The sequence below is a fragment of the Cellulosimicrobium sp. SL-1 genome (assembly GCF_011033075.1).
Taxonomy (GTDB): Bacteria; Actinomycetota; Actinomycetes; order Actinomycetales; family Cellulomonadaceae; genus Cellulosimicrobium; species Cellulosimicrobium funkei.
The window spans coordinates 91,828-115,923 of the sequence record NZ_JAACJC010000005.1 but is presented as its reverse complement, the minus strand read 5'-3'; the positions used below and the strand labels follow the sequence as shown (position 1 = coordinate 115,923).

At 74.1% G+C, this 24,096-nt stretch carries 22 protein-coding genes, 2 tRNA genes and 1 pseudogene; 13 read left to right on the top strand and 12 right to left on the bottom strand.

Going from position 1 to position 24,096, the window contains the following annotated elements; all coding sequences use genetic code 11:
* Positions 1-166 precede the first annotated feature (166 nt).
* Positions 167-1,243, bottom strand: a complete 1,077-nt coding sequence (locus tag GWJ10_RS08995) for a LacI family DNA-binding transcriptional regulator (protein WP_241005729.1) — start codon at positions 1,241-1,243, stop codon at positions 167-169.
* A gap of 264 nt (positions 1,244-1,507) precedes the next feature.
* Here GWJ10_RS08995 and GWJ10_RS08990 point away from each other — a divergent pair, with 264 nt between their 5' ends.
* From GWJ10_RS08990 to GWJ10_RS08975, 4 genes and pseudogenes are all read left to right on the top strand, one after another.
* Positions 1,508-2,740 carry an extracellular solute-binding protein gene (locus tag GWJ10_RS08990; RefSeq protein WP_137281084.1) on the top strand — a complete coding sequence of 411 codons (1,233 nt, stop codon included), beginning with the start codon at positions 1,508-1,510 and terminating at the stop codon, positions 2,738-2,740.
* 152 nt (positions 2,741-2,892) lie between these two features.
* Positions 2,893-4,539, top strand: coding sequence for an ABC transporter permease subunit (locus tag GWJ10_RS08985; RefSeq protein ID WP_076405524.1), 1,647 nt, complete (start codon positions 2,893-2,895; stop codon positions 4,537-4,539).
* 64 nt (positions 4,540-4,603) lie between these two features.
* The gene (locus GWJ10_RS08980) at positions 4,604-5,452 is read left to right on the top strand and encodes a sugar ABC transporter permease (protein ID WP_228086664.1); all 849 of its coding nucleotides are present in this window, start codon (positions 4,604-4,606) and stop codon (positions 5,450-5,452) included.
* 4 nt (positions 5,453-5,456) lie between these two features.
* Positions 5,457-7,369: pseudogene (locus GWJ10_RS08975) on the top strand (glycoside hydrolase family 13 protein).
* On the opposite strand, the gene GWJ10_RS08970 reads toward GWJ10_RS08975, so the two are convergent.
* Positions 7,308-7,739 carry a hypothetical protein gene (locus tag GWJ10_RS08970; protein ID WP_163186957.1) on the bottom strand — a complete coding sequence of 144 codons (432 nt, stop codon included), beginning with the start codon at positions 7,737-7,739 and terminating at the stop codon, positions 7,308-7,310. The pseudogene GWJ10_RS08975 and the gene GWJ10_RS08970 overlap by 62 nt on opposite strands.
* A gap of 113 nt (positions 7,740-7,852) precedes the next feature.
* Between GWJ10_RS08970 and GWJ10_RS08965 the strand changes: the two genes are divergently transcribed.
* Entirely contained in the window at positions 7,853-9,142 is a 1,290-nt protein-coding gene (locus GWJ10_RS08965) for a deoxyguanosinetriphosphate triphosphohydrolase (RefSeq protein ID WP_241005746.1), read from the top strand.
* 21 nt (positions 9,143-9,163) lie between these two features.
* Here GWJ10_RS08965 and GWJ10_RS08960 read toward each other — a convergent pair whose 3' ends face one another.
* Positions 9,164-9,616: a VOC family protein gene (locus GWJ10_RS08960; protein WP_163186953.1), complete on the bottom strand. Its 453-nt coding sequence runs from the start codon at positions 9,614-9,616 to the stop codon at positions 9,164-9,166.
* A 96-nt stretch (positions 9,617-9,712) separates the two neighbouring features.
* On the opposite strand from GWJ10_RS08960, the gene GWJ10_RS08955 reads away from it, so the two are divergent.
* Positions 9,713-10,678 (top strand): helix-turn-helix domain-containing protein, encoded by a 966-nt coding sequence (locus GWJ10_RS08955; protein ID WP_163186951.1) that lies wholly within the window; start codon positions 9,713-9,715, stop codon positions 10,676-10,678.
* Between the two features lie 9 nt (positions 10,679-10,687).
* On the top strand, positions 10,688-12,634 hold the full coding sequence (gene dnaG / locus GWJ10_RS08950) for a DNA primase (protein WP_163186949.1): 1,947 nt from the start codon (positions 10,688-10,690) through the stop codon (positions 12,632-12,634).
* Between the two features lie 52 nt (positions 12,635-12,686).
* On the opposite strand, the gene GWJ10_RS08945 is transcribed toward dnaG, so the two are convergent.
* The 3 genes from GWJ10_RS08945 to GWJ10_RS08935 form a co-directional block, all read right to left on the bottom strand.
* A complete protein-coding gene (locus GWJ10_RS08945) occupies positions 12,687-13,391 on the bottom strand; it encodes a hypothetical protein (protein ID WP_163186947.1) in 705 nt (234 codons plus the stop codon).
* 183 nt (positions 13,392-13,574) lie between these two features.
* Positions 13,575-13,650 (bottom strand) — tRNA-Asn (locus tag GWJ10_RS08940).
* Positions 13,651-13,705: 55 nt separating this feature from the next.
* Positions 13,706-14,221, bottom strand: a complete 516-nt coding sequence (locus tag GWJ10_RS08935) for a hypothetical protein (protein WP_076405514.1) — start codon at positions 14,219-14,221, stop codon at positions 13,706-13,708.
* A 58-nt stretch (positions 14,222-14,279) separates the two neighbouring features.
* Between GWJ10_RS08935 and GWJ10_RS08930 the strand changes: the two genes are divergently transcribed.
* Together GWJ10_RS08930 and GWJ10_RS08925 are read left to right on the top strand one after the other, a co-directional pair.
* A tRNA-Ile gene (locus tag GWJ10_RS08930) sits at positions 14,280-14,353 on the top strand.
* A gap of 51 nt (positions 14,354-14,404) precedes the next feature.
* A complete protein-coding gene (locus GWJ10_RS08925; protein ID WP_206158384.1) occupies positions 14,405-14,764 on the top strand; it encodes a DUF488 domain-containing protein in 360 nt (119 codons plus the stop codon).
* Here GWJ10_RS08925 and GWJ10_RS08920 read toward each other — a convergent pair.
* Positions 14,737-15,855, bottom strand: a complete 1,119-nt coding sequence (locus tag GWJ10_RS08920; protein WP_163186945.1) for an acyltransferase — start codon at positions 15,853-15,855, stop codon at positions 14,737-14,739. The genes GWJ10_RS08925 and GWJ10_RS08920 overlap by 28 nt on opposite strands.
* 142 nt (positions 15,856-15,997) lie before the next feature.
* On the opposite strand from GWJ10_RS08920, the gene GWJ10_RS08915 reads away from it, so the two are divergent.
* The 3 genes from GWJ10_RS08915 (at position 15,998) to GWJ10_RS08905 (ending at position 18,026) form a co-directional block, all read left to right on the top strand.
* Complete coding sequence (locus GWJ10_RS08915) at positions 15,998-16,804, top strand: DUF1206 domain-containing protein (protein WP_241005728.1); 807 nt, start codon at positions 15,998-16,000, stop codon at positions 16,802-16,804.
* A 67-nt stretch (positions 16,805-16,871) separates the two neighbouring features.
* Positions 16,872-17,357 (top strand): peptide deformylase, encoded by a 486-nt coding sequence (def, locus tag GWJ10_RS08910; protein WP_021481144.1) that lies wholly within the window; start codon positions 16,872-16,874, stop codon positions 17,355-17,357.
* Positions 17,358-17,525: 168 nt separating this feature from the next.
* Positions 17,526-18,026, top strand: coding sequence for a DUF3145 domain-containing protein (locus GWJ10_RS08905; protein WP_021481145.1), 501 nt, complete (start codon positions 17,526-17,528; stop codon positions 18,024-18,026).
* Between the two features lie 112 nt (positions 18,027-18,138).
* Here the strand turns inward: GWJ10_RS08905 and GWJ10_RS08900 are convergent, their stop codons facing one another.
* From GWJ10_RS08900 to GWJ10_RS08880, 5 genes are all read right to left on the bottom strand, one after another.
* Entirely contained in the window at positions 18,139-19,383 is a 1,245-nt protein-coding gene (locus tag GWJ10_RS08900; protein ID WP_061268620.1) for a beta-ketoacyl-[acyl-carrier-protein] synthase family protein, read from the bottom strand.
* A 97-nt stretch (positions 19,384-19,480) separates the two neighbouring features.
* Positions 19,481-19,729: an acyl carrier protein gene (locus tag GWJ10_RS08895; protein WP_021482065.1), complete on the bottom strand. Its 249-nt coding sequence runs from the start codon at positions 19,727-19,729 to the stop codon at positions 19,481-19,483.
* Between the two features lie 163 nt (positions 19,730-19,892).
* Positions 19,893-20,900 (bottom strand): beta-ketoacyl-ACP synthase III, encoded by a 1,008-nt coding sequence (locus tag GWJ10_RS08890; protein WP_163186943.1) that lies wholly within the window; start codon positions 20,898-20,900, stop codon positions 19,893-19,895.
* A complete protein-coding gene (locus GWJ10_RS08885) occupies positions 20,897-21,883 on the bottom strand; it encodes an ACP S-malonyltransferase (protein ID WP_108048410.1) in 987 nt (328 codons plus the stop codon). The genes GWJ10_RS08890 and GWJ10_RS08885 overlap by 4 nt, the downstream gene beginning before the upstream one ends.
* Before the next feature lie 131 nt (positions 21,884-22,014).
* Entirely contained in the window at positions 22,015-23,136 is a 1,122-nt protein-coding gene (locus GWJ10_RS08880; RefSeq protein ID WP_228087650.1) for a PucR family transcriptional regulator, read from the bottom strand.
* A 197-nt stretch (positions 23,137-23,333) separates the two neighbouring features.
* Between GWJ10_RS08880 and GWJ10_RS08875 the strand changes: the two genes are divergently transcribed.
* The gene (locus GWJ10_RS08875; protein ID WP_163186941.1) at positions 23,334-24,020 is read left to right on the top strand and encodes a hypothetical protein; all 687 of its coding nucleotides are present in this window, start codon (positions 23,334-23,336) and stop codon (positions 24,018-24,020) included.
* The last annotated feature ends 76 nt before the right edge of the window (positions 24,021-24,096 follow it).

The window sequence follows — 24,096 nt, the reverse complement described above, 5'->3', positions numbered from 1 at the left end:
CACGTACGTGGTGCTGGGGTTTTCAGGGGATCTTCCGGTGGTGGTCACTCGGCTGGCGGAGCGGGGTGTCGCCGACCCTCCGTCGAGTGTAAGCGCTTGCGGTGCGGTGCCGACGAGGGGTCGGCGGACGCCCGCAGCGAGGTGCGTGGACTTCCCGGCGCCGGTCTCAGGCGGTCGGCGAGCCCGCCGCGGCGACCGTGCTCGCGTCCGTCGCGGACGCCGCGCGGGCCGGGGCGGCCCCGGTCGAGTCGCGGACGATGAGCTCCGGCTGGAAGAGGAGCTCGGTCCGCGGTGCCCGCTCGCCCGCGATCTCCGTGAGGAGCGCGCTCACGGCGGCGTGCGCCATGGCGCTCACGGGCTGGCGCACCGTGGTGAGCGGCGGGTCGGTGAAGGCGATGAGGGGCGAGTCGTCGTAGCCGAGCACCGAGACGTCCTGCGGCACGCGCAGCCCGCGCGAGCGCGCCGCACGGATGGCGCCGAGCGCCATGAGGTCGGAGCCGCAGACGATCGCGGTGTGGCCCGAGTCGATGAGCTCGCCGCCCGCGGCCTGGCCGCCCTCGACGGTGTAGAGCGTCACGACGACGTGCTGGGCCGCCTCCGCCTCGTCGGCGACGAGACCGTGCCGCACGAGCGACTCGGCGAAGCTCGCGAGCTTGCGCTGCGCGGGGACGAAGCGGTCGGGCCCGATCGCGAGGCCGACGCTGCGGTGCCCGAGCGAGACGAGGTGCCGCACCGAGAGCTCGACGCTCGCGACGTCGTCGGGCGAGACGAACGGGGCGTCGATGCCCTCGGCGAAGCCGTTGACCAGGACGATCGGGATCCCCCTGCTGCGCAGCCGCTCGTAGCGCTCGTGGCTCGCCTGGGTGTCCGCGTGCAGGCCGGAGACGAAGACGATGCCGTCGACCGCGTGGTCCATGAGCATGTCGACGTAGTCGTCCTCCGTGGTCCCGCCCGGCGACTGCGTGCACAGCAGCGGCGTGTACCCGTGCTCGGACAGGAGCGACTCGATCGTCTGGGCGAACGCGGGGAAGACGGGGTTCGTCAGCTCCGGGACGACGAGGCCGACGAGGCCGGCGGAGCGGGTGCGCAGCGTCGACGGTCGCTCGTAGCCCAGCACGTCGAGCGCGGCGAGCACCGCCTGGCGGGTCTCGCTCGCGACGCCGGGCTTGCCGTTGAGGACGCGCGAGACCGTCGCCGTGGAGACGCCTGCCTGGGCGGCGAGATCACTGAGACGGGTACGCACATGGGGCAGCGTAGGGGACACCGGACCTCCTCGTCCTGGTCGTCCGGTCGGCGAGCCGCGATCCCCTGTGCGGAGGCGCGCGGACCCGTCGGCCGGAGGAGGCGGGTGGGCGCCGGTCGACGCCCTGCAAAGCGTTGCATGAAAGTTACCGCAACGACTTGCACCTGTGCCACCTCCCGCTCTACCGTCGTGCCCATCAGGGTCCGGCGCCGGTGCCAACGCCGGAGCGGGCCGCCCATCACGACACGCTTGGAGTGACCACTGATGCGACGGAGCATCCTTCTTGCCGCCGCGCTGACCACGACGCTGGCGCTGACCGCCTGCTCGTCCGGCGGCTCGGGCGACGAGACCACCGACGAGCCGAGCGCCGAGGGTTCGTCCGCCGGTGGCTCGCTGACCGTCTGGGTCGACGAGACCCGTCAGGACGCCGTGACCGCGGCGGCCGAGTCGTTCGAGACCGAGACGGGCACGACGGTCGACGTCGTGCTGAAGAACTTCGAGGACATCCGGGCGGACTTCCTCGCCCAGGTCCCGACGGGCGAGGGCCCTGACATCACCGTCGGCGCCCACGACTGGCTGGGCGAGCTCACCACGAACGGCGTCGTGGCGCCGCTCGAGCTGGGCGACAAGGCGGCCGAGTTCGAGGACGTCTCCATCGAGGCGTTCACGCAGGACGGCCAGGTCTACGGCCTGCCCTACGCGATCGAGAACATCGCCCTCATCCGCAACACGGCGCTCGCGCCGACCGCCCCCGCCACGTGGGACGAGGCCGTGGCCGCTGGCCAGGCCGCCGGGACGCAGTTCCCGATCCTGGTCCAGTCGGACGGCGACAAGGGTGACCCGTACACCCACTACCCGTTCCAGACGTCGTTCGGCGCCCCCGTCTTCGCGCAGAACGAGGACGGCAGCTACTCGTCCGAGCTCGCGATGGGCGGCCCCGAGGGCCAGGCGTTCGCGCAGTGGCTCGGCGCCCAGGGTGCCGCCGGCGTGCTCAGCCAGGACACGACCTACGACATCGCCGTCGAGGCGTTCAAGAACGGTCAGTCGCCGTTCATCGTCGGCGGTCCGTGGATGATCGACTCGTTCGAGGGCCTCGACCTGTCGATCGACCCGATCCCCACCGCGGGCGGCCAGCCCGCGCAGCCGTTCGTCGGCGTCCAGGGCTTCTACCTGAGCGCGGAGAGCGACAACGCGATCGTCGCGAACGACTTCCTCGTGAACTTCCTGTCCACCGAGGAGGCGCAGCTCGCGCTGTACGAGGCGGGCAACCGTCCGCCGGCGCTGACCGCCGCCGCCGACACCGCCGCCGCGGACGACCCGATCGTCGCGGGCTTCCGCGCCGTGGGTGCCGAGGCCGTGCCGATGCCGTCGATCCCCGAGATGGCTTCCGTGTGGAGCTTCTGGGGCGTCACCGAGGCGGCGATCGTCGCCGGTGCCGACCCGGTCTCGAGCTGGGACAAGATGATCGCCGACATCCAGGGCGCGATCGACTCCTGATCCGGGTGCAGCCCGCCGTCGCGGTGCGCAGGGCTCCTGCGCACCGCGACGGCGCGTCCCGACCTCCGGCCCCGGAACGGGCCGCGACGCAGCACGACGACACTCCAGAAGACGCAGCACCCCGCGCGTCCGACGACCTCGGAGGCACCACGATGTCCGCCCCTCAGACCACGGCCGGCGACGAGCGCGTCGGCACCTCCGGAGCCGACGGCCCGCCGCCGCGCGGCGAGCGCCGCCTGCGGCCGCGCGACGCCTCGCACGCGCGCGACTACGGGCCCGGGTTCTTCGTCAAGCTCGCCCTCATGGCGGTCGTGGACGCGCTCGGCGTGTACGTGGTCTGGTCGGCGTGGACGGCCGGCTCGTACGGCATCCTCGCCGCGACGCTCGCGCTGCTCGTCGCGGCGAACTGGGTGTACTTCTCGAAGCGGTCCCTGCCGCTGAAGTACATCCTGCCCGGCCTGATCTTCCTGCTCGTCTACCAGATCTTCGTCGTCGGGTACACGGGCTACGTGGCGTTCACCAACTACGGGACGGGCCACAACTCGACGAAGGAGCAGGCGGTCTCCGCGCTGCTCATCCAGAACGAGCGCCGGGTCGAGGGCTCGGCGTCGTCCGCGCTGACCGTCGTGGAGGACGGCGACGCGCTCGGGTTCGCGGTCGTCACCGACGACGGCGAGGTCGAGGCCGGCACGGCCGACCGGCCGCTGTCCGTCGTCGACGGCGCGACCGTCGAGGACGGCCGCGCGACCGAGGTTCCCGGGTACACGGTCGTGCCGCGCGACCAGGTGCTGCAGCGCCAGGCCGAGGTGACCGAGCTGCGCGTCCCCGTCTCGGACGACCCCGAGGACGGCTCGATCCGCACCACCGACGCCCGTACCGGCTACGTGTACACGTCCGCCCTCGAGTGGGACGCGGCGGCGGACACGATGACCGACACCACGACGGGCACGGTCTACACACCGAACGACGAGGGCCAGTTCCAGGCGCCCGACGGCTCGACCCTCGCGGTCGGGTGGCGCGTCCCGGTCGGGTTCGACAACTTCGTCACCGCGTTCTCGGACGCCCGCTACGCCCAGCCGTTCGTCAAGATCCTGGTGTGGACGTTCGTGTTCGCGATCGGCTCGGTCGCCACGACGTTCCTGCTCGGCCTGTTCCTCGCGATCGTCTTCAACGACACCCGGATGCGCGGTCGCAAGGTCTACCGGACGCTCATGATCCTGCCGTACGCGATCCCGGGCTTCCTCGCGGCGCTGCTGTGGTCCGGGCTGCTCAACACGCGGTTCGGGTTCATCAACGAGGTGATCCTGGGCGGCGCGCACATCCCGTGGCTCACCGACCCCTGGCTGGCGAAGCTGTCCGTGCTCGGCGTGAACCTGTGGCTGGGCTTCCCCTACATGTTCCTCATCTGCACGGGCGCCCTGCAGTCCCTGCCGTCCGACGTCATGGAGGCCGCGAAGATCGACGGCGCGGGCCGCTGGACCACGTGGCGCGCGATCACGCTGCCGCTCCTGCTCATCTCGACCGCGCCGCTGCTCATCTCGTCGTTCGCCTTCAACTTCAACAACTTCACCCTGATCTACATGCTCACCGGGGGCGGGCCACGCTTCGCCGACGCGTCGGTGCCGCTCGGCCACACGGACATCCTCATCTCGATGGTGTACTCGATCTCCGGCGTCGACGGCTCGGCGCAGAAGGACTTCGGGCTCGCGAGCGCCCTGTCGATCGTCATCTTCGTCATCGTGGGGACGATCTCGGCCATCGCCTTCCGCAGCACGCGCAAGTTCGAGGAGATCAGCTGACATGGCGACCACCCAGGCACCCCCCGTCGTCGGCGGCACCGCCGTCCCGGCGTCCCGGAACCGCATGCGCCCGGGGCGCTGGTTCTCCGAGCTGGGCTGGCGGCACGTCGTCGGCGTGATCGCCGTCGTCTACGCCGCGTTCCCGCTCGTGTACGTCCTGTCGGCGTCGCTGTCGGAGAACGGGACGCTCACCGGCTCCAACTCGCTGTTCTCCGACGTCAGCACCGCGAACTACGCCCAGCTCGGCACCACGATGTTCTGGACGTGGATGGGCAACACGCTCGTCATCGCGGTCGCGACGTCGGTCGGCACCGTGCTCATGGGCGCGGCGGCGGCGTACGCGTTCTCGCGGTTCCGCTTCAGCGGCCGGCGCGCCGGCCTCACGTCCCTGCTGATCATCCAGATGTTCCCGCAGATGCTCGCGTTCGTCGCGATCTTCCTGCTGCTCATCTCGCTCGGGAACGTCGTGCCGGTCCTCGGCCTCAACAGCAAGATCGCGCTCGTCGCGGTGTATCTCGGCGGCGCCCTGGGCGTGAACACGTTCCTCATGTACGGGTTCTTCAACACCGTGCCGCGCGAGCTCGACGAGGCCGCGAAGATCGACGGCGCGACCCACACGCAGATCTACTGGACGATCATCCTGCGCCTCGTCGCGCCGATCCTCGCCGTCGTCGCGCTGCTGTCGTTCATCAGCACGTTCGGCGAGTTCATCATCGCGCGCATCGTGCTGTCGTCCGAGAGCAACTGGACCCTCGCCGTCGGGCTGTACGGGTGGGTGTCGTCGCTCAAGGAGGCCAACTGGGGCCTCTTCACGGCCGGTGCCGTCATCTCGGCGCTGCCCGTGCTCGCCCTGTTCCTCTACCTGCAGAAGTACATCGTGGGCGGCCTCACGGCCGGCTCCGTGAAGGGCTGACCGCGTGCACGACGTCGCCACCACCGTCCCGCACCACGACGGCTCGGCGCTGTACGTCCCCGAGGGCGTCCCCGCCCTCGGGGACACGGTCACCGTCCGCGTGCGCGTGCCCCGCTCGGCCGGCGTGCGCGACGTGTGGCTGCGCACCGTGCGCGACGGCGAGCCGCGCCTCGCCCCGGCGCGCCTCGACCGCTCGGACGAGCACGAGGACTGGTACGTCGCCGAGGTCCTCGTGCACAACCCGGTGACCGGCTACCGGTTCTTCCTCGACGAGGGCGAGCGCGGCTACCGCTGGCTCAACGGCCGGGGGGTGTGGGACCGCGACGTGCCCGACGCCGCGGACTTCCGCCTCACCGTCCACGAGGGCGCACCCGCGTGGATGCGCGACGGCGTCGTGTACCAGGTCTTCCCGGACCGGTTCGCGCGCTCGGCCGCGGCCGACGGGCGTCCGCTCCCCGAGTGGGCCGTCCCCGCGGCCTGGGACGAGGAGCCGCACGGCGCGGGGCCCGACGTCGGCACGCAGTACTACGGGGGCGACCTCGCCGGGGTCGAGGAGCGGCTCGACCACCTCGTGGCGCTCGGCGTCACGACGCTCTACACGACGCCCGTCTTCCCGGGGCGCTCCAACCACCGCTACGACGCGAGCACGTTCGACCACGTCGACCCGCTGCTCGGCGGCGACGCGGCGTACGCGTCGCTGATCCGCGCCGCGCACGCGCGCGGGCTGCGCGTCATGGGCGACCTCACGACGAACCACACGGGCGCCGGGCACGAGTGGTTCGCGCGGGCGCTCGCGGACCCGGGCGCGCCGGAGCGTGACTTCTACTACTGGACCGACGTCGAGCCTGGGTACGTGGGGTGGCTCGAGCACGCGTCGTTGCCGAAGCTGTCGTACGGCTCGGCCGAGCTCGGGGCGCGCATGATCGACGGGCCCGGGTCCGTCGTCGGGCGCTACCTGCGCGAGCCGTTCGGTCTCGACGGGTGGCGCATCGACGTCGCCAACATGACGGGGCGCTTCGGCGCCGAGGACCGCACGCTCGACGTCGCGCGGCGCCTGCGCACGACGATGCGGGGCGTGAACCCGGAGGCCGCCCTCGTCGCCGAGCACTTCCACGACGCCTCCGGTGACCTCGCGGGCGACGGCTGGCACGCGAACATGAACTACTCGGCGTTCACGCGCCCGGCGTGGACCTGGCTGTCTCCCGCGCACTCGCCCGTGCCCTACCTCGGGCTGCCCGTGCGCACGCCGCGCCGGGCCGGGCCGGCGGTCGTGGAGACGATGCGCGAGTTCGACGCCGTGCTGCCGTGGCGCGTGACCGCGTCGCAGTGGAACATGCTCGGGTCGCACGACACCCCGCGGCTGCGCTCGATCGTCGGCTCGCGCGAGATGGTCGAGGTCGCGGCGACGCTCCTGCTCACCTACCCGGGCACGCCAGTCATCTTCGCGGGGGACGAGGTGGGGCTCACGGGCCTCAACGGGGAGCACGCGCGCGCGACCATGCCGTGGGACGACGCGAACCCGGGCCAGGGGCGCTGGGACGGCGCGACGTTCGACCTGTACCGGGCGCTGATCGCGGTGCGCCGCGGCTCGGACGCGCTGCGCCACGGCGGCCTGCGCTGGGTGCACGTCGCCGACGACGCGCTCGTCTACCTCCGGGAGACGCCCGAGGAGCGCGTGCTCGTCGCGCTCGCGCGCGCGCCGTGGGGCGGCGTCACGCTGCACCCCGCGCTCGTGGGACGCGGGGAGCCCGAACGGCTGCACGGCGCGCTGACCCTGACGACGTACGACGGCGGCGCCCGGCTCGCGGGCGACGGCCCGGCCGTCGGGGTGTGGCGCCTGCCCTAGACATCACACCTAGCCGAACAGGTGCGCGACCGCGCGCACCGCGTCGTCGTACTGCGCGCGGTCGAACGTGAACGGCCCGAGCGCGGAGTAGTCCCACTCGGGGCGGAACGGCTGCGTGAGGTCGCGCCACGTGACGGTGGTGGCGTCGGCTGCCACGGCCACCTCGAACGGCCAGCAGCCCGCCTCGTGGCAGTCGCACGCGAGCACCCACGCCCGCCCGCCCGCGGGCACGCGTCCCCGCCCGTACCACTGGTGCGCGGCGTCGCCGTAGCGGAAGGACGCGGGGACCAGCCCGCCGTACGCGCCCGCGGGGGAGTACCCGCGCGCCGACTCGAACCGTCCGACGACGTCCACGAGCGACCGACCGTCCACGTACGGGACGACCTCGACCAGGCCGTCGACGGTGACGGCCCGCAGCTCGAGCGCACGCGCTGCACCCATACGCCGGAGGGTACGCCCGCGGCGGCCCGCCCGCCGTCCGCCGGGTGCCGACCGGCGTCGTTACGCTGGGGCCCGTGCAGACGTTCGAGCAGCAGGCGTTCGACCCCGCGGTCGTGGGGACCGGCCCGCGCCCGGCGCGCGGCGAGGAGGGCACGGCGTCGTACTCCGACGCCGACACCGAGCGGTGGTTCGTCGAGTCCGCGAAGTCCCGGGCCCGCACGCCGTTCGAGCGTGACCGCGCGCGCATCGTGCACTCGTCCGCCCTGCGCCGCCTCGGCGCCAAGACGCAGGTGCTCGGGCCGGGCAGCGACGACTTCGTCCGCACCCGGCTCACGCACACGCTCGAGGTCGCGCAGGTGGGCCGCGAGATCGGCAAGGCGCTCGGCTGCGACCCGGACATCGTCGACACCGCGTGCCTCGCGCACGACCTCGGGCACCCGCCGTTCGGGCACAACGGCGAGCGGGCGCTCGTGGACCTCGCGGTCGACGTCGGCGGGTTCGAGGGCAACGCGCAGACGCTGCGCCTCCTCACGCGGCTCGAGCCCAAGGTCGTGGAGGACGGCCGGTCGTACGGGCTCAACCTCACGCGCGCCAGCCTCGACGCGAGCGTGAAGTACCCGTGGGGCGCGGGTGAGGCGCCGCTGCGCGCGGACGGTCGGCCCACCCACAAGTTCGGCGTCTACGAGGACGACCGCCCGGTGTTCGACTGGCTGCGCGCCGGGGCGCCCGCGCAGGTGAAGTGCCTCGAGGCGCAGGTCATGGACCTCGCGGACGACGTGTCGTACTCGGTGCACGACGTCGAGGACGCCGTCGTCGGCGGGCGCATCGAGCTCGCCGTGCTCGACGACCCCGACGAGCGCGCGCGCGTCGTGCGCGCCGTCCACTCCTGGTACGGCACCGCGTACGACGAGGCGGCGCTCGACGCCGCGATCACCCGGCTCCAGGGCACCGGGCACCTGGTCACCGGGTTCGACGGGTCGCGCCGCGCGCTCGCCGCGCTCAAGGACGCCACGAGCCAGCTCATCGGCCGGTTCACCGGTGCGGCCCAGGACGCGACGCGCGCGCTGTTCGGGGACGGCCCGCTCACGCGGTACGCGGCGCGGCTCGTCGTGCCGGACGAGACGGTCGCCGAGATCCTCGTGCTCAAGGGCGTCGCGGTCGCGTACGTCATGGCGCCGCGCGAGCAGGAGCCGCTCTACCAGCGCCAGCGCGAGGTGATCGCCGACCTGGTGCACGTCCTGGGCGACCGCGCGCCCGTCGCGCTCGAGCCGTCGTTCGCGGCGGACTGGGAGGCGGCGCCCGACGACGCCGCCCGCCTGCGCGTGGTGATCGACCAGGTCGCGTCGCTCACCGACGTCTCCGCGATGCAGCTCCACGCGCGGCTCGTGCGCCCGCCCGCCTGACCGACGGGCGCACGGGCCGGGTCAGCCGCGCTCGGCGACCCACGCGTCGCTCGCGCGCTGCACGTCCTCGGCCGTCACCGACTCCGCGACGGTCGCGAAGTACCAGCGGTGCCCGAACGGGTCGCGCACCGCCGCCTGGCGGAACCCCTCGAACCAGTCCGACGGCTCCGCGAGGCTCGACGCGCCGGCCGCGAGCGCCCGCGCGTACGCGGCGTCGGCGTCCTCGACCGGGACGGTGAACGACGCGTGCGTCGGGGCGCCGGGCTCCGGCGCGACCGAGTCCGGCGGGAACGCCTCCGCGACGGTGAACGTGCTGGTCCCCGCCGGGGAGACGAGCCGCAGGTCGGAGTGGATGACGGCGTCGCCCGCCGCGATCGTGTCGACTACCTCGGCGCCGAGCGCGGCCTCGTAGAACGCGATGGCCTCGCGCGCGCCGCTCACCGTGACGTTGGGGTGCAGTGCCGACATCTCCATGGTGTCCTCCTCCTCGTGGTTCCTCGCCCACCCGGGGCGGGCCGTCCCCTCATGCTCGTGTCGGCGGGCCGTGCCAGTCTTGGAGGAATGCGACAGGTGTTCGAACCCGCCGGTAGCGGTGCCGCCCCCGTCGGGCGTCGGCGCCCGACGACGTCCGTCCGCGGCCTCGTCGATCCGGCTGCCGCGCGCCGCGGCTTCGAGCTCGTGCGCGTCGAGCCCGCCCCCGACCTGGCGGACCTCGTGGAGCGGCACTGGGTCGTGCGGTGGGACCTGCCGCCCGGCACGGAGTTCACCCAGGTCCTCGTCCCCCACCCGGTGGCGAACGTCGTGGCCGAGGAGTCGGGGTACGTCGCGCACGGGATCCCGCCCGGCCTGTTCGAGCGCACCCTGACCGGGTCGGGCGCCGTCGTCGGCACCAAGCTCCGGCCGGGCGCCTTCCGGGTGCTGCTCGGACACCCGGACGCCGTGCGTCCGGGCGTGCAGGTCCCGGCCGCGGCGCTGCTCGGCCCGACGGCGGAGCGCACCGGCGCCGCCGCGCTCGCCCTCGCGGTCGCGGGCCGCGACGAGGAGGCCGCGCGGACGGTCGAGCCCCTGCTGCGTGCCCGGGCCCAGCGGGTCCGCACACCCCGCGCGACGCGCGACCTCGACCGGGTCGCGCGGGCGTTCGCCGCGCTCGTCGGCGGCGAGCTCGGGCCGGGGGCGGGCGTGGGAGACCTCGCGGACGTGGTCGGCACGTCCGCGCGCTCGCTCCAGCGGCTGTTCGCCGCGTCCGTCGGCGTGAGCCCCAAGTGGGTGCTCCAGCGGCACCGCGTGCACCTCGCCGCGGACCTCCTGGCGGCGGACCCGGGCCAGGACCTCGCGGCGCTCGCGACCGCCGTCGGGTACTACGACCAGGCCCACCTCGGGGCGGACTTCGCGCGCGCGGCGGGCGTCACCCCGGGCGCGTACGCGCGCCGCTGCGCGGCGTCGCGCGCGGCCCTCGTGGGGGCGGCGGCGGGGACCGGCGCCGGGGTGACGGACGCCGCCGCCGGGGCACCCGCCGGGCCGGCCCGGGGCGCATAGACTCGCCTCGTGGCAGGCCTGATTCGACGCGAGGACGTGGAAGCCGTCCGCGACCGCGCGCGGATCGACGAGATCGTCTCCGCGCACGTCACGCTCAAGACCGCAGGCGTCGGCTCGCTCAAGGGCCTGTGCCCGTTCCACGACGAGCGCTCGCCGTCGTTCCACGTGCGCCCCGGCGTCGGGCGCTGGCACTGCTTCGGCTGCGGCGAGGGCGGCGACGTCATCTCGTTCGTGCAGAAGATCGACGGCCTGACCTTCGTCGAGGCCGTCGAGTACCTCGCGGACCGCATCGGCATCCAGCTCCGCTATGAGGACTCCGGCGGCCCGCAGCGCCCCCGCGAGGAGCCCGGCCGTCGCCAGCGGCTGCTCGAGGCGCACCGTGTCGCCGCCCAGTACTTCTCCGAGCAGCTCTTCGCCCCGGGCGCCCAGGCCGCGCGCGCGTTCCTCGCCGAGCGCAGCTTCGAGCGGGCCGACGCCGAGCACTTCGGCGTCGGGTACGCGCCGACCGGCTGGGACAACCTCCAGCGCCACCTCCAGGGCCGCGGCTTCACGCAGGCGGAGCTGGTCGCCTCCGGCCTCATGAGCCAGGGGCAGCGCGGCATCTACGACCGGTTCCGCGGCCGGCTCATGTGGCCGATCCGCGACGTGACGGGCGAGATCATCGGGTTCGGCGCGCGCCGCCTCTACGACGAGGACCAGGGCCCCAAGTACCTCAACACGCCCGAGACCACGCTCTACAAGAAGTCGCACGTGCTCTACGGCATCGACCTCGCCAAGCGCGAGATCGCGAAGCAGAAGCGCGTCGTCGTCGTCGAGGGGTACACGGACGTCATGGCCGCGCACCTGTCCGGCGTGACGACCGCCGTCGCGACGTGCGGCACCGCGTTCGGCTCGGACCACGCGCGCATCGTGCGGCGCCTCCTCGGCGACACGACCGCGGGCGGCGGCATGCAGCTCGCGTCGGGCGCGTCCGTCGGGGGAGAGGTCGTCTTCACGTTCGACGGCGACGCCGCGGGCCAGAAGGCCGCCGTGCGGGCGTTCGGCGAGGACCAGCGCTTCTACGCCCAGACGTTCGTGGCGGTCGAGCCGAGCGGCATGGACCCCTGCGAGCTGCGCATGGCGCGCGGGCCGGACGCGGTGCGCGCGCTCGTCGACGGCCGCCAGCCGCTCTTCGAGTTCGTCATCCGCACGACGCTCGCCTCGTTCGACCTCGACACGGCCGAGGGGCGCGTCGGCGCCCTGCGCGCGGCCGCTCCCGTCGTCGCCGGCATCCGCGACACCGCGCTGCGGCCCGAGTACGCGCGCATGCTCGCCGGCTGGATCGGCACCGACGCGGAGCGCGTCCGGCGCGAGGTCGCCGCGGCCGCCAAGCGCGGCAGCGCGCCCGGGCCCGTGCGGACCGCCCGGCCCGACGACGCCCGCCCCGGTGCCGAGGTCCGGGCGCCCGAGCCCGAGGTCCCCGCGCTGCCCCCGCCCGACCCGCGCGACCCCGTCGCGCGCCGGGAGCGTCTCGCGCTCGCCGCCGTCCTCCAGTACCCCCAGCACGTGCCGCCGATGTTCGACGACCTCGGCGAGGACGCGTTCGCCGTCCCGGCCTGGCGTGCCGTGCACGCCGCGATCCGCGCCGCGGGCGGCGTGCGCGAGGGCAGGTCGCTCGGCGCCGGGCACTGGGTCGAGGCGGTCGTCGAGCAGGCCGCCGAGCCCGTGCGCGGCCTCGTGACCGAGCTCGCCGTCGCGCCCCTGCCCGAGGACCGGGAGAACGTCGTCGGCGGCTACGTCGCGGGCGTCGTGCGCGGCCTCGTCGATCTGGGCCTCACGCGCCGCGTCGCCGACGCGAAGAGCCGGCTCCAGCGGCTCGACCCGTCGGTCGACCTCGCCGCGTACCAGGAGGCGTTCGCCGCGCTCCTCGCCGTCGAGGCCGAGCGCCGCACGCTGCGCGAGGGCGAGATCGCCTGACCCCCACCGCTCGACCGGCGAGGGCCGCGGCGCAGCCGATGCCGGGTGCGGCTCAGAGCCCGCCCGGGTGCGGCGAGAGCCAGTCGGTATGGCGCTCCCGCAGGGTGTCGCGTTCGGCCTCGGTCGGGAGCAGGACGTCGGCGCCCCCGTCGTACGGGCAGTAGAGCCACGAGAGGTCGTGCGCGCCGATGACGATGTGGCACTGGTCGTCCGCTGCCCCGAGCAGGAGCGCGTCGATCTCCTGCGGGGACCGATCCGACACCGCCCAGAAGTACTGAGGGGCGTCGTCGCCGTCCGGGGTGCTGCTCCGCCAGGGCCACGCTCCGGGCAGACGGCGCTTCGTCCAGCCCGCAGCCAGGTCCCGCCAGTCCCAGTCGACACCGACGACGTACACGCCGTGGAAGGCGCGGGAGTCGGCAGAGCCGAGCAGCTCGTGCAGGATCGTGCGGTGCCGCCGCACGATCTCCTCGTCGTCGGTCGCGTTCTCGGCGCATCGCTTCGACTCGGGGAGACTGTGGAACCGGACCCACCTGTCGGGGTGCTCGACTCGCAGCACGTGCGCGAGCGGCTCGACACCGGGCCACCTGCGCTCCCAGAGCTCGGTGAGGCGCGTCGCCCGCGCACTGACCTCTCCGTGCGCGAACGCACCGTGGCGCCCTTGCAGGCGCCGCCAGCGGCTCCTCGCGGCACCACGCGCTTCCACGGCCTTGGACTTGAGCCCGGCGCGGAGCGAGTCGAGCGCTGACGGCAGATGCATGGACGTGAGCGTAACGATCCTCAACCGGCCACCACCGCGAAGGTTCGCCGCCCCCGGTCCGCCGACCGGACAGCGACCCGACCTCCGGAGACACGGACACGAGCGTGCGGACGGGTGCGGTGAGTGTGTCTGGGTCGCTCGAGGAAAAGGAGAACCCCCACCCGGGGATCCGGATGGGGGCGATGGCTCCCGCGGTAGGACTTGAACCTACGACCGTCCGATTAACAGTCGGATGCTCTGCCAGCTGAGCTACGCGGGATCGACCATGGCCGTCGGGGTTTGCACCGCAGCGACCGGGGAAAACTCTAGCAGGCTCAGAGGGGTAGTCCGGACGCCGACCGGACCCGACCCTCGGCCGCGTCGACCCGTGCCTCGACCTCCGGGTCCGTCAGGTCCAGCCCGGGGTCGGCGACGACCTGCGAGAAGAGCTCGCCGTCTGCGTCCCGCCGCACGGCGACGCGCGCGGTGAGCCCTGCGGCGAACGTCACGGTCTCCGAGAGCACGACCGACGACTGCACGCGCTCGCGCAGCGTCTGCGCGAGCGACGTACGGCGCGGGTCGGCGAGGCGCAGGGCCAGGGGAGGAGCGCCGTCGACCCACGAGACGGTGATCGTCGCGCTCTCCGGGTCGTACCCCGCCCGGTCGACGTCCGACCAGAGGTGCCGGACGACGGTCGTCCCGCTGGCGTCGCTCGTGAGGAGCCCGGCCCGCGTCGCGACGGCCCACGACCCGTCGGCGAGCTCCGCCGACGCGAGGACACGATCGGTGGCCGGGAGGTCGAGCGCACGACGGACAGGGTCGGGCAGCGCGGGACGGCGGAACCAGGACACGTCCCCACCGTAGCGGCTCTCCGACCGCCTGCCGCACGGGCGGTATGCTCGCCCGCGCGCCCCGTTAGCTCAGCTGGTCAGAGCAGGAGACTCATAATCTCTCGGTCGCGGGTTCAAGTCCTGCACGGGGCACCCTTCCGCGTCGCGCGTGCGGCGCGAGCGTCCGCGCGGTGTCATGGCCTCATGACGGTGCGGACCAAGCGCGTGTACGAGCCGGCCGAGGAACAGGACGGGTTCCGCGTGCTCGTCGACCGCCTGTGGCCGCGCGGCGTGAGCAAGGAGGCGGCGCACGTCGACCTGTGGCTCCGGGACGTGGCGCCGTCGACGGACCTGCGGCGCTGGTTCCACCACGAGGAGCGGTTGTTCGACGAGTTCGCCGAGCGGTACCGCGCCGAGCTCGACGCCCGCGGCGACGTGGTCGCGGAGCTGCGGGACGTCGTCGGGCAGCACCCCGTGGTGACGCTGGTGTACGGGGCGAGGGACGAGCAGCACAACCAGGCGGTGGTGCTGCGCGACTACCTCGCGGCGAGCGCCTCGTCCTGAGCGCCCCGGGACGCGGCGGCCCGGGTCGGGCGGTCGAGGTCGCGTCGCAGGTCGCGGTCGAGGGCGTGGCGCAGCCGGGGCCCGAGCGGCCGTTCGACGGCGCGGTGGATCACCCAGGCGAGGGCGAGGCACACCGCGACTGCCACCGCGAGGGTCGCGGCGCGCGAGAGGTACGGGTGCACGGACTCGATGACCCATCGCCCCCAGGACGAGTGCACGAGGTAGAGCGGGTACGTGAGGGCGCCGAGCGCGGTGAGCCAGCCCTCGGAGACGCGAGCGAGCGGGGTGAGGGTCGCGACGGCGACGAGCGCGAAGCACACGACGATCGCGACCCACCACGCGGTGGGGGAGACGACGACATCGGTGCTGTTCTCGATGCGGCCGGACTGGATCTGCCCGGAGAGCGCCGCCCCGAGGAGCACGTTCAGCGCGAGCGCGAGCCAGAGGGCGGGGGAGCGGCGCTCGCGGGTCAGCAGGTAGAGCACCATGCCGCCCGCGAAGAGCGGGGCGTCGGGGGCGACGAGCACCGTCGCGGCCAGCTCGGAGCCGGTCTGGGTCGTGATCGCGCCGGCGACGGGCCACAGCACGACGAACGCGAGGACCCGCGCCCGGGTGAGGCCGACGGCGACGAGCACGCCGACGAGGACGTAGAACCGCAGCTCGGACCAGAGCGTCCAGTAGACGGCCTCGAGGTCGGGGATCCCGAACGCGCGCTGGACCATGGTGAGGTTGGCCGCCGCCTGTGGCAGGTCGACGTCGCGCCGGCCGGGGACGACGAGCACCAGCAGGACCACCGTGAGCAGCACCGAGGCCCAGTACGCGGGGAAGAGCCGCCCGGCGCGCGACGCGACGAAGCCGCGCACGTCGCGGCCCCACGCCGTCATGAGGATGACGAAGCCGCTGACGACGAAGAAGAGCTGGACCCCGAAGGACCCGTAGGCGGTGACCGCCTGGGCGTCGGGGAGCGAGGCGCTCGTGCGCGCGCCCCACGCGTGGTGGTTGACGGCGACGAAGTGGTAGACGAGCACCGCAGCTGCTGCCACGAACCGGAGTCCGTCGAGCACGGCGAGGCGAGGGTTCTGCGGGGGCATCCGCGGCACGTTACCGAATCGTGACCAACGCCGCCTGGCAACGCCGTCCGGCGTGCGCGGAGTGCGCAGTTCTGGCACCGTGTGCGGGCCGGAGAACCCGGCGGCGCGGTGGGGGCGGCGTCCCGACGACCGAGGAGGTCCTGTGGCACCGAGCTTGAGCTCGACCGGCAAGGCGGCATCACGCGGCGCACGCGGCAGCAAGACCCTGGAGCTCCTGGCCCGCGGGGGCTACGCGGTGAGCGGCCTGCTCCACCTCGTCGTCGGCGTCCTCGCCGTGCAGGTGGCGACGGGCTCGGCCTCGAGCGAGCAGGCCGACCAGACCGGTGCGCTCACGGCCATCGCGCAGACGCCGGGCGGCACCGCGCTGCTGTGGTTCGCCGTCGTGGCGTTCGCGGCGCTCGCCCTGTGGCAGGTCACCGTCGCGCTGAGCGGCGCGGCCGAGACGTCCGACCGGCTCAAGGCCGCGGGCAAGGCCGTCCTCTACCTGGCGCTCGGGGTGATCGCCCTCCAGGTCGTGACCGGGTCCGCAGGCGGCTCCGGCCAGGAGGAGAGCATGACCGCGACCCTCATGGAGAAGCCCGGCGGCGTGCTGCTGGTCGGCGCGGTCGGGGTGGGCATCGTCGCCGGCGGCGTCTACCACGTCGTCAAGGGGTGGCGGAAGAAGTTCCTCGAGGACCTCCAGGGCGGGACCAGCGGGCACCTGGGCCGCGCCGTGGTGACGCTCGGGCGGGTGGGGTATATCGCCAAGGGCGTCGCGCTCGGCGTGCTGGGCGTGCTGTTCGTCGTGGCCGCCGTCCAGCACGACCCGCAGCAGGCGGGCGGTCTCGACAGCGCGTTCGCCACGCTCGCGACGCAGCCGTTCGGGGTCGCGCTCCTCGTCGCCGTCGGGCTGGGCTTCGCGGCCTACGGGCTCTACTCGTTCGCGCGGGCGCGGTACGCGCGGATGTGACGCGCGCCCTGGTGCGGGGCTGGGGACGACGGCCGGACGCCGTCGTGCGCATGGAAGAATGGTGACCATGGCGATGAGAGAGATCCGGACCATCCCGGACCCCGTGCTCCGCACCCCCTGCGACGAGATCACCACCATCGACGACCGGGTGCGCTCTCTCGTCGCCGACCTCGTCGAGACGGTCGACCACGAGGGGCGCGCGGGGCTCGCCGCCAACCAGATCGGCGTCAACCTCCGGGCGTTCTCGTGGAACATCGACGACGAGATCGGGTACGTGCTCAACCCGCGCATCGTCGAGCTGTCTGACGACTACCAGGACGGCGACGAGGGCTGCCTCTCCGTCCCCGACCTCTGGTACCCGACGCGCCGCGCCTGGTACGCGCGCGTGGTCGGCACCGACCTCGACGGCAACGAGGTCGTGGTCGAGGGGACCGAGCTCATGGCCCGGTGCCTCCAGCACGAGTGCGACCACCTCGACGGCATGCTCTACCTGGACCGGCTCGACCGCTCCGTGCGCAAGAAGGCGATGCGCGAGCTGCGCGAGCACCTCTGACACGGGTGTGCCCGGTCGGTCCCGGGCACGCCCGCCCGATCTCTCGCGCGCACGCGGGATGTCGTGCAAGATGAGCACGAGACACGCCGCGACATCGGTGCTAGCGCTGTGGACCCGCCCTGGGTGAGGACGTTGGGGAAGACGAAACCTCGACCTAGGGAGGCAGACATGGCCGGTGCCATCACCCGCGGTGTTCTTTACGTGCACTCAGCACCGCGTGCTCTGTGCCCGCACATGGAGTGGGCCGCGGGCAACGTCCTCGGCGTGCGCGTGTCGCTCGACTGGACCGAGCAGCCCGCCGCGCGCGGCCTCTACCGGGCCGAGTACTCGTGGCAGGGGCCGCAGGGGACGGGCGCCAGGCTGGCCTCCGCGCTGCGCGGATGGTCCCACCTGCGGTACGAGGTGACCGAGGAGCCCAGCCACGGGGTCGACGGCGGTCGCTGGTCCCACACGCCCGACCTCGGCATCTTCTACGCCCAGACGGACGTGCACGGGAACATCGTCGTGCCCGAGGACCGGATCCGTGCCGCGCTCGAGCAGGTGAGCGAGCCCTGGGCGATGCGCGACGCCCTCCACCTCGCGCTCGGCAAGGCCTGGGACGACGAGCTCGAGCCGTTCCGCTACGCCGGAGCGGGCGCTCCGGTGCGCTGGCTGCACCGCGTCGGCTGACCCTCAACAACGCCGCTCCGCCGAGACGGCTCACGCGCGCTCGTCCGCGAGGACCACGAAGGGCGCCTCCCCGAGATCGGGGAGGCGCCCTTCGCGTCGTCGTGGCGTGCGGTCAGACGCTGGCCACGGCGAGGGCGACGTTGTGGCCCCCGAAGCCGAACGAGTTGTTGATCGCGACGACGTCGCCGCTCGGCAGCGGCGCGGGCGTGTCGCGCACGAGCGGCACCTGGAGCTCCGGGTCGGGGTTCGTCACGTTGATCGTCGGGGGGGCGAGGCGCTCCGCGACGGCCTTGATCGTGAAGATCGACTCGAGCGCGCCGGCGCCGCCGAGGAGGTGTCCGGTCATCGACTTGGTGGCCGAGAGCAGCACGTGGTCGGCGTCGTCGCCCAGGAGCGAGCGGATGGAGCGGGTCTCGGTGAGGTCGCCCACCTTGGTCGAGGTCGCGTGCGCGTTGACGTGCACGACGTCCCGCCCGGTGACACCGGCCTCCTCGAGCGCACGGCGCATCGCCGCGACCTGGCCCCGGCCCTCCGGGTCGGGAGAGGTGATGTGGTAGGCGTCGGAGGACAGCCCGACGCCGGCGAGCCGCGCGTAGACGCGGGCGCCGCGGGCCGCGGCGTGCTCGGCGCTCTCGAGGACGACGACGCCCGAGCCCTCGCCGATGACGAAGCCGTCGCGGTCGACGTCGTACGGGCGCGACGCGCCCTGGGGGTCGTCGTTGCGCAGCGAGAGCGTGCGCGAGGCGGCGAAGGCCGCCATCGGCATGGGGTGGATCGTGGCCTCGGTGCCGCCGGCGACGACGACGTCCGCGCGGCCCGCGCGGATCATGTCGACGCCGTAGCCGATCGCCTCGGCGCCGGACGCGCACGCGGAGACGAGTGCGTGGGCGCCCGCCCGGGCACCCAGCTCGAGCGAGACGTACGCGGTGGGGGAGTTTGGCATGAGCATGGGCACGGTCATGGGCAGCATGCGGCGCGCGCCGCGCTCCCGCAGCGTGTCCCAGCCGTCGAGCGTGGTCCAGATGCCGCCGATGCCGGACGACACGACCGTGCCGAGCCGGTCGCCGTCGACCTCGGGGCTGCCCGCGTCCGCCCACGCCTCGCGCGCGGCGATGATCGCGTACTGCGTGGAGGGGTCCATGCGCTTGATCTCGGGGCGCGCGAGGACCTCGGCCGGGTCGACCTTGATCGTCGCGGCGAACGTCACCGGGATCTCGTAGCGCTCCGCCCAGTCGTTCTCGAGCGTGCGCGCGCCGGACTCGCCGGCCAGTGCCGCGGCCCAGGTGGAGGGCACGTCGCCGCCGAGCGGCGTGGTGGCGCCGAGGCCGGTGACGACGACTTCAGTAGCGGCAGACATGGTGCTCCTCGGGGGTTGCGGCGGGGGCGGGAGGACGGGCGGGCCGGCGTGGGTGACGCCGGCCCGCCCGCAGGCCTGCGAGGCAGGCGGGGCGTGCTCAGGCCTGGGCGCCCGTGATGAAGGACACGGCGTCGCCGACCGTCGTGAGGTTCTTGACCTCGTCGTCCGGGATGCGGACCCCGAACTTGTCCTCGGCGTGGGTGACGATCGTCATCATCGACAGCGAGTCGATGTCGAGGTCGTCGGTGAAGGACTTCTCGAGCGCGACGGCGTCGGTCGGCAGACCCGTCTCCTCGGCGACGATCTCCGCGAGGCCGGCGAGGACTTCCTGCTCGGTGTAGGCCATGGTTTCTCCTTGTCGTGGGGCCGGCGGCGACCGGTCCCGGTGGCGGTGCCCGGTGGGTGTGCCGGGCGGTACTTCGTCAGACGGTGCGCGCGACGGACGGGTCCGCCGACGGCGTGGGTCCTCCCCGCGGGGAGGGCGGCCGTCCGTCCAGGGTGATTCTCCCCTACGGCAGCACGACCACCTGCGCCGCGTAGACGAGCCCGGCGCCGAACCCGATCTGGAGGGCGAGGTCGCCGGAGCGGACCTGCCCCTCGTCGAGCAGGCGCCGGGTCGCGAGGGGGATCGAGGCGGCCGACGTGTTGCCGGTCTCCGCGATGTCCCGGGCGACCGCGACGGATGCGGGGAGCTCGAGCTGCTTGATCATCTGGTCGATGATCCGCATGTTCGCCTGGTGCGGCACGAACGCGCCGATGTCGGCCGGGGCGACCCCGGCCTCGGCCATCGCCTTGGCGGCGACGGGGGCCATCTGGAACGCGGCCCACTTGAACACGCTCTGACCGTCCTGGCGCAGCGTGGGCCACCCGAGCGAGGGGTCCTCGCGCAGGTCCGACCACGCGTGCGTCTGGCGGATCGCCTCCGCCTTGCCGCCGTCGGAGCCCCACACCGTCGGGCCGATGCCCGGGGCGTCGGACGGCCCGACGATCGCGGCGCCGGCGCCGTCGCCCAGGAGGAACGAGATCGAGCGGTCGGTCGGGTCGATGAAGTCGCTCATCTTCTCCGCGCCGACCACGAGCACGTGCGTCGCGATGCCGGCGCGCACGAGGGCGTCGGCCTGCGCGATGGCGTAGGCGTAGCCCGCGCACGCGGCGGAGACGTCGAACGCGGCGGCGGGCGTCGCGCCGAGGCGCTCCGCGAGCACCGCCGCGGCGGCGGGGGTCTGGTGGAAGTACGTGACCGTGGAGACGATCACCGCGTCGACGTCGGCGCCCTGGAGGCCCGCCCGGGCGAGCGCGTCGCGCGCCGCGGCCTCGGAGAGGTCGAGGACGTCGACGTCGGCGCCCGCACGACGACGCGTGACGATCCCGGTGCGCTGCCGGATCCACTCGTCGGAGGAGTCGATCGGCCCGGCGATGTCGTCGTTCGTGACGACGTTCTCGCCGCGCACCCCGCCGATCGCGAGGATGCGCGAGTGCGCCGGACCGGTGGCCTGGCGCAGGGTCGCGCCGCTCACGCGTCGACGCCCGGGGCCGCGCCTGCCGCCACCGAGTGCCGGGCGACGAGGTCGCGGGCGGCCTCGACGTCGTCGGGCGACTTCACGGCCACGGCCTCGACGCCCTTGAGCGAGCGGCGGGCGAGACCCGTGAGGACGCCTCCGGGCGCGAGCTCGAGCAGCGCGGTGACGCCGAGCTCCGCGAGGGTCTCCTGGCACAGGTCCCAGCGCACGGGCGCCGCGATCTGCGCGGTGAGGCGGCGGACCACGTCGCGGGCCTTGCCGTACGTGCTGCCCTCGATGTCGATGGTCCCGTAGGACTCGCCGTCCGCGTTGGAGAGGAACGGCAGGCGTGGGTCGGCGACGTCCCACGACGCGGCGACCGGCTCGAACTCCTCGAGCGCCGGCTGCATGAAGGGCGTGTGGAAGGCGCCCGCGACCTGGAGCGGGATGACGCGCGCCTTCGCCGGCGGGTTCTCCGCGAGCGCGGCGAGGTGGTCGAGGGCCCCGGCGGCGACGACCTGCCCACCGCCGTTGACGTTCGCGGGCCACAGGTGGGCCGCCTCGATCGCGGCGAGGACCTCCTCGGGATCGCCCCCGACGACGGCGCTCATGCCGGTCGGCGTCGCGGCGGCGGCCGCGGCCATGGCGCGGGCGCGGTGCGCGACGAGCCCGACGGCGCCGGTGTCCGTCAGCGCCCCCGCGACGGCCGCGGCGGCGAGCTCGCCGACCGAGTGCCCGGCCGTCACGTCGACGACGTCGGCGGTGTCGCGCCCGTCGAGGATCACGCGGAGCGCGACGAGCGACGACGCGACGATGAGCGGCTGCGCGACGGCCGTGTCACGGATCGTGTCGGCGTCCGACTCCGTCCCGTGCGCGCGCAGGTCGAGGCCCGCGGCCTCGCCGAACGCGGAGACCTGGTCGGCGACGCCGGGCAGCTCGAGCCAGGGGGCGAGCATTCCGGGGGACTGGGAGCCCTGTCCAGGGCACAAGACGGCGAGCACCCGTCAACTGTGCCAACGCGAGGGCCGTGCGCCACGTCACGACCCGCACCAACCTTGCGGAGAGTGGTTGTGCCGAACCTACAAGGCGCCGCAGGCGCGGAGCCGGGGGGACGCCGGGCGCGCCCGGCCCCTCAGCGGACCGTCGAGAGCTGCCCGAGCGCGAGCGCGACCTGCAGCACGAACGACTCGCGGGCGTCGAGCGGGTCCCACCCGGTGATCTCCGAGACCTTGCGCAGGCGGTAGCGCACGGTGTTGGGGTGGACGTACAGGGACCGGGCCGCCGCCTCGAGCGACCGGCCCGTGCCGAGGTAGGCGGACAGCGTCTCGAGCACCGAGCCCGTCGCCTCGGCGAGCGGGCGGTACGCCTGGGCGACGAGCGTGCGTCGCGCCGTGGTGTCGCCGGTGAGGACGCGCTCCGGGAGCAGGTCGTCGGCGAGCACCGGGCGCGGGGCCTGCGGCCAGGCGGGCGCGGCCCGCAGCCCCGCGAGCGCGGCCTGCGCCGAGCGCGCGGCCTCCTCCAGCCCGGGGACCGTCGGCCCGATGACGACCGGGCCGGGGCCGAAGCGGGGCAGGAGCGACGCCGCGGCGGCCTGGAGGTCGCCCTCGCCGCCGAGCACGAGCACGAGCCGGTCGCCGTGGATGCCCACGAGCGCGTCACCCGCCGCGCGGCGCGTCGCGCGGCGCAGCTCCGCCGTGCGGACCTCGTCGAGCGTCGCGGCGATCGTGCCGGCCATGACGAGGGTCGAGCCGTGGCCGCCCCAGCCGAGCGCCGAGACGCGCGACCGCAGGGAGTCGTCGCCGTCGCCGCGGATGAGCGCGTCCACGACCAGGGCCTCCAGGCGCGCGTCCCACGCGCCGCGGACCTCCGCGGCGCGGGCGTAGACCTCGGCCGCGGAGAACGCCACCTCCCGGGAGTAGCGCAGCACGGCCTCGCGCAGGTCGCGCTCGCCGCCCGGTGCCGCGAGCTGGTCGGAGTACGCCTCGACGACCTCGACGACGATGCGGACGAGCTGGAGCGTGTTCTGGAGCGAGATCGAGCGCGTGAGCTCGGGCGGGGCCGCGGCGAAGATGTCGCTCACGCCGTGCGGCGGTGCCTGCGGGTCCGCGTACCACGTGACGAACGCCGTGATGCCGGACTGCGCGACGAGACCCACGTAGGAGCGGTCCTCGGCCGGGAGCTCGCGGTACCAGCGGATCTCGTCGTCGAGGCGGCGCAGCGCGGCGGACATGAGCAGGCCGCTGCCGTCGCGCAGGCGCTGGAGGTTGTCCGCGTTGCCGGCCGGGCTCGTCGGGGTCGGCGCGGTCGCCGGGGTCCTGGGGGTGGCCGTCACGCGCCGAGCATACGGCCGGGGTTGTGGACAGTCCACAAAGCGCGCGTCCCGGCGTCGGCCGGGTCGCCGGGGGACCGGGTCGCTGGGTGAGCACCCGGACGACCCGCTAGGGTCGGGGAATGGCACTCATGCCCCGACTTCGACAGCTCATGCGTCGGCCGACGTCCGCGTCGACCGTCGGCACGCGCCGCCCACGGTCCGGGGAGAAGCGTGGCGACACGGTCCACGAGGACGCGCTGCGGGCGATGCTCGTCGACGACCCGAACGACGAGCGGGCCTTCCGCGCGCTCGCGGAGCTGGTCCGTCGTCGCGCCGCGGAGGGACCGTCCACGGACGACCCGCTCGCCGCCCCGGCGGACGAGACGGAGAAGCAGCGCGCCGCCGACCTCGCGGTCTGGGCTCTCGCCGAGGAGCTCGCCGGGCACCCCCGCGGGTGGTACCCGCTCGTGGAGCTCGGCCGCCTCTCCCTCGACGACGACCCGGAGGCGGCCCAGCGCCGCTTCGCGACGGCCGCGGAGCGTGACCCCTCGGGGCACGCGCTCGCGCAGTCGATGGAGGTCCTGCGCACGGCGGGCCTGCCGGTCGAGGCGCTGGGTCTCGGCGTCGGCCACTGGCGCGCCCGCGAGCACGAGGCCGAGGTCGGGCGCCAGCTCGTCCTCGCCGCCATCGAGGCCGACCGGCCCCTCGACGCCCGCCACCACCTCGAGTCGCTCGTCGAGTACGGCGACCCCCGAGGCGTCGCGCCGCTGCGCGCGGACCTCGAGCGCGCCGTCGCGCAGGCCGAGCAGCACCGCGCCGGGACCTGACCCGCGGCGCCCGGCACCTTCCGGAGACGACGACGGCCGGCCACCCCGCGGGGTGACCGGCCGTCGTCGTCTCCGG

What these genes read in the sequence shown, in the direction of transcription:
- GWJ10_RS08875 (WP_163186941.1), top strand. Translation starts at nt 23,334, where the DNA reads ATGGCACTCATGCCCCGACTTCGACAGCTCATGCGTCGGCCGACGTCC.
- GWJ10_RS08900 (WP_061268620.1), bottom strand. Translation starts at nt 19,383, where the DNA reads ATGTCTGCCGCTACTGAAGTCGTCGTCACCGGCCTCGGCGCCACCACG.
- GWJ10_RS08895 (WP_021482065.1), bottom strand. Translation starts at nt 19,729, where the DNA reads ATGGCCTACACCGAGCAGGAAGTCCTCGCCGGCCTCGCGGAGATCGTC.
- GWJ10_RS08960 (WP_163186953.1), bottom strand. Translation starts at nt 9,616, where the DNA reads ATGGAGATGTCGGCACTGCACCCCAACGTCACGGTGAGCGGCGCGCGC.
- GWJ10_RS08905 (WP_021481145.1), top strand. Translation starts at nt 17,526, where the DNA reads ATGGCCGGTGCCATCACCCGCGGTGTTCTTTACGTGCACTCAGCACCG.
- GWJ10_RS08925 (WP_206158384.1), top strand. Translation starts at nt 14,405, where the DNA reads ATGACGGTGCGGACCAAGCGCGTGTACGAGCCGGCCGAGGAACAGGAC.
- GWJ10_RS08980 (WP_228086664.1), top strand. Translation starts at nt 4,604, where the DNA reads ATGCGCCCGGGGCGCTGGTTCTCCGAGCTGGGCTGGCGGCACGTCGTC.
- GWJ10_RS08945 (WP_163186947.1), bottom strand. Translation starts at nt 13,391, where the DNA reads ATGCATCTGCCGTCAGCGCTCGACTCGCTCCGCGCCGGGCTCAAGTCC.
- GWJ10_RS08920 (WP_163186945.1), bottom strand. Translation starts at nt 15,855, where the DNA reads ATGCCCCCGCAGAACCCTCGCCTCGCCGTGCTCGACGGACTCCGGTTC.
- GWJ10_RS08990 (WP_137281084.1), top strand. Translation starts at nt 1,508, where the DNA reads ATGCGACGGAGCATCCTTCTTGCCGCCGCGCTGACCACGACGCTGGCG.
- GWJ10_RS08985 (WP_076405524.1), top strand. Translation starts at nt 2,893, where the DNA reads ATGTCCGCCCCTCAGACCACGGCCGGCGACGAGCGCGTCGGCACCTCC.
- GWJ10_RS08970 (WP_163186957.1), bottom strand. Translation starts at nt 7,739, where the DNA reads ATGGGTGCAGCGCGTGCGCTCGAGCTGCGGGCCGTCACCGTCGACGGC.
- def (WP_021481144.1), top strand. Translation starts at nt 16,872, where the DNA reads ATGGCGATGAGAGAGATCCGGACCATCCCGGACCCCGTGCTCCGCACC.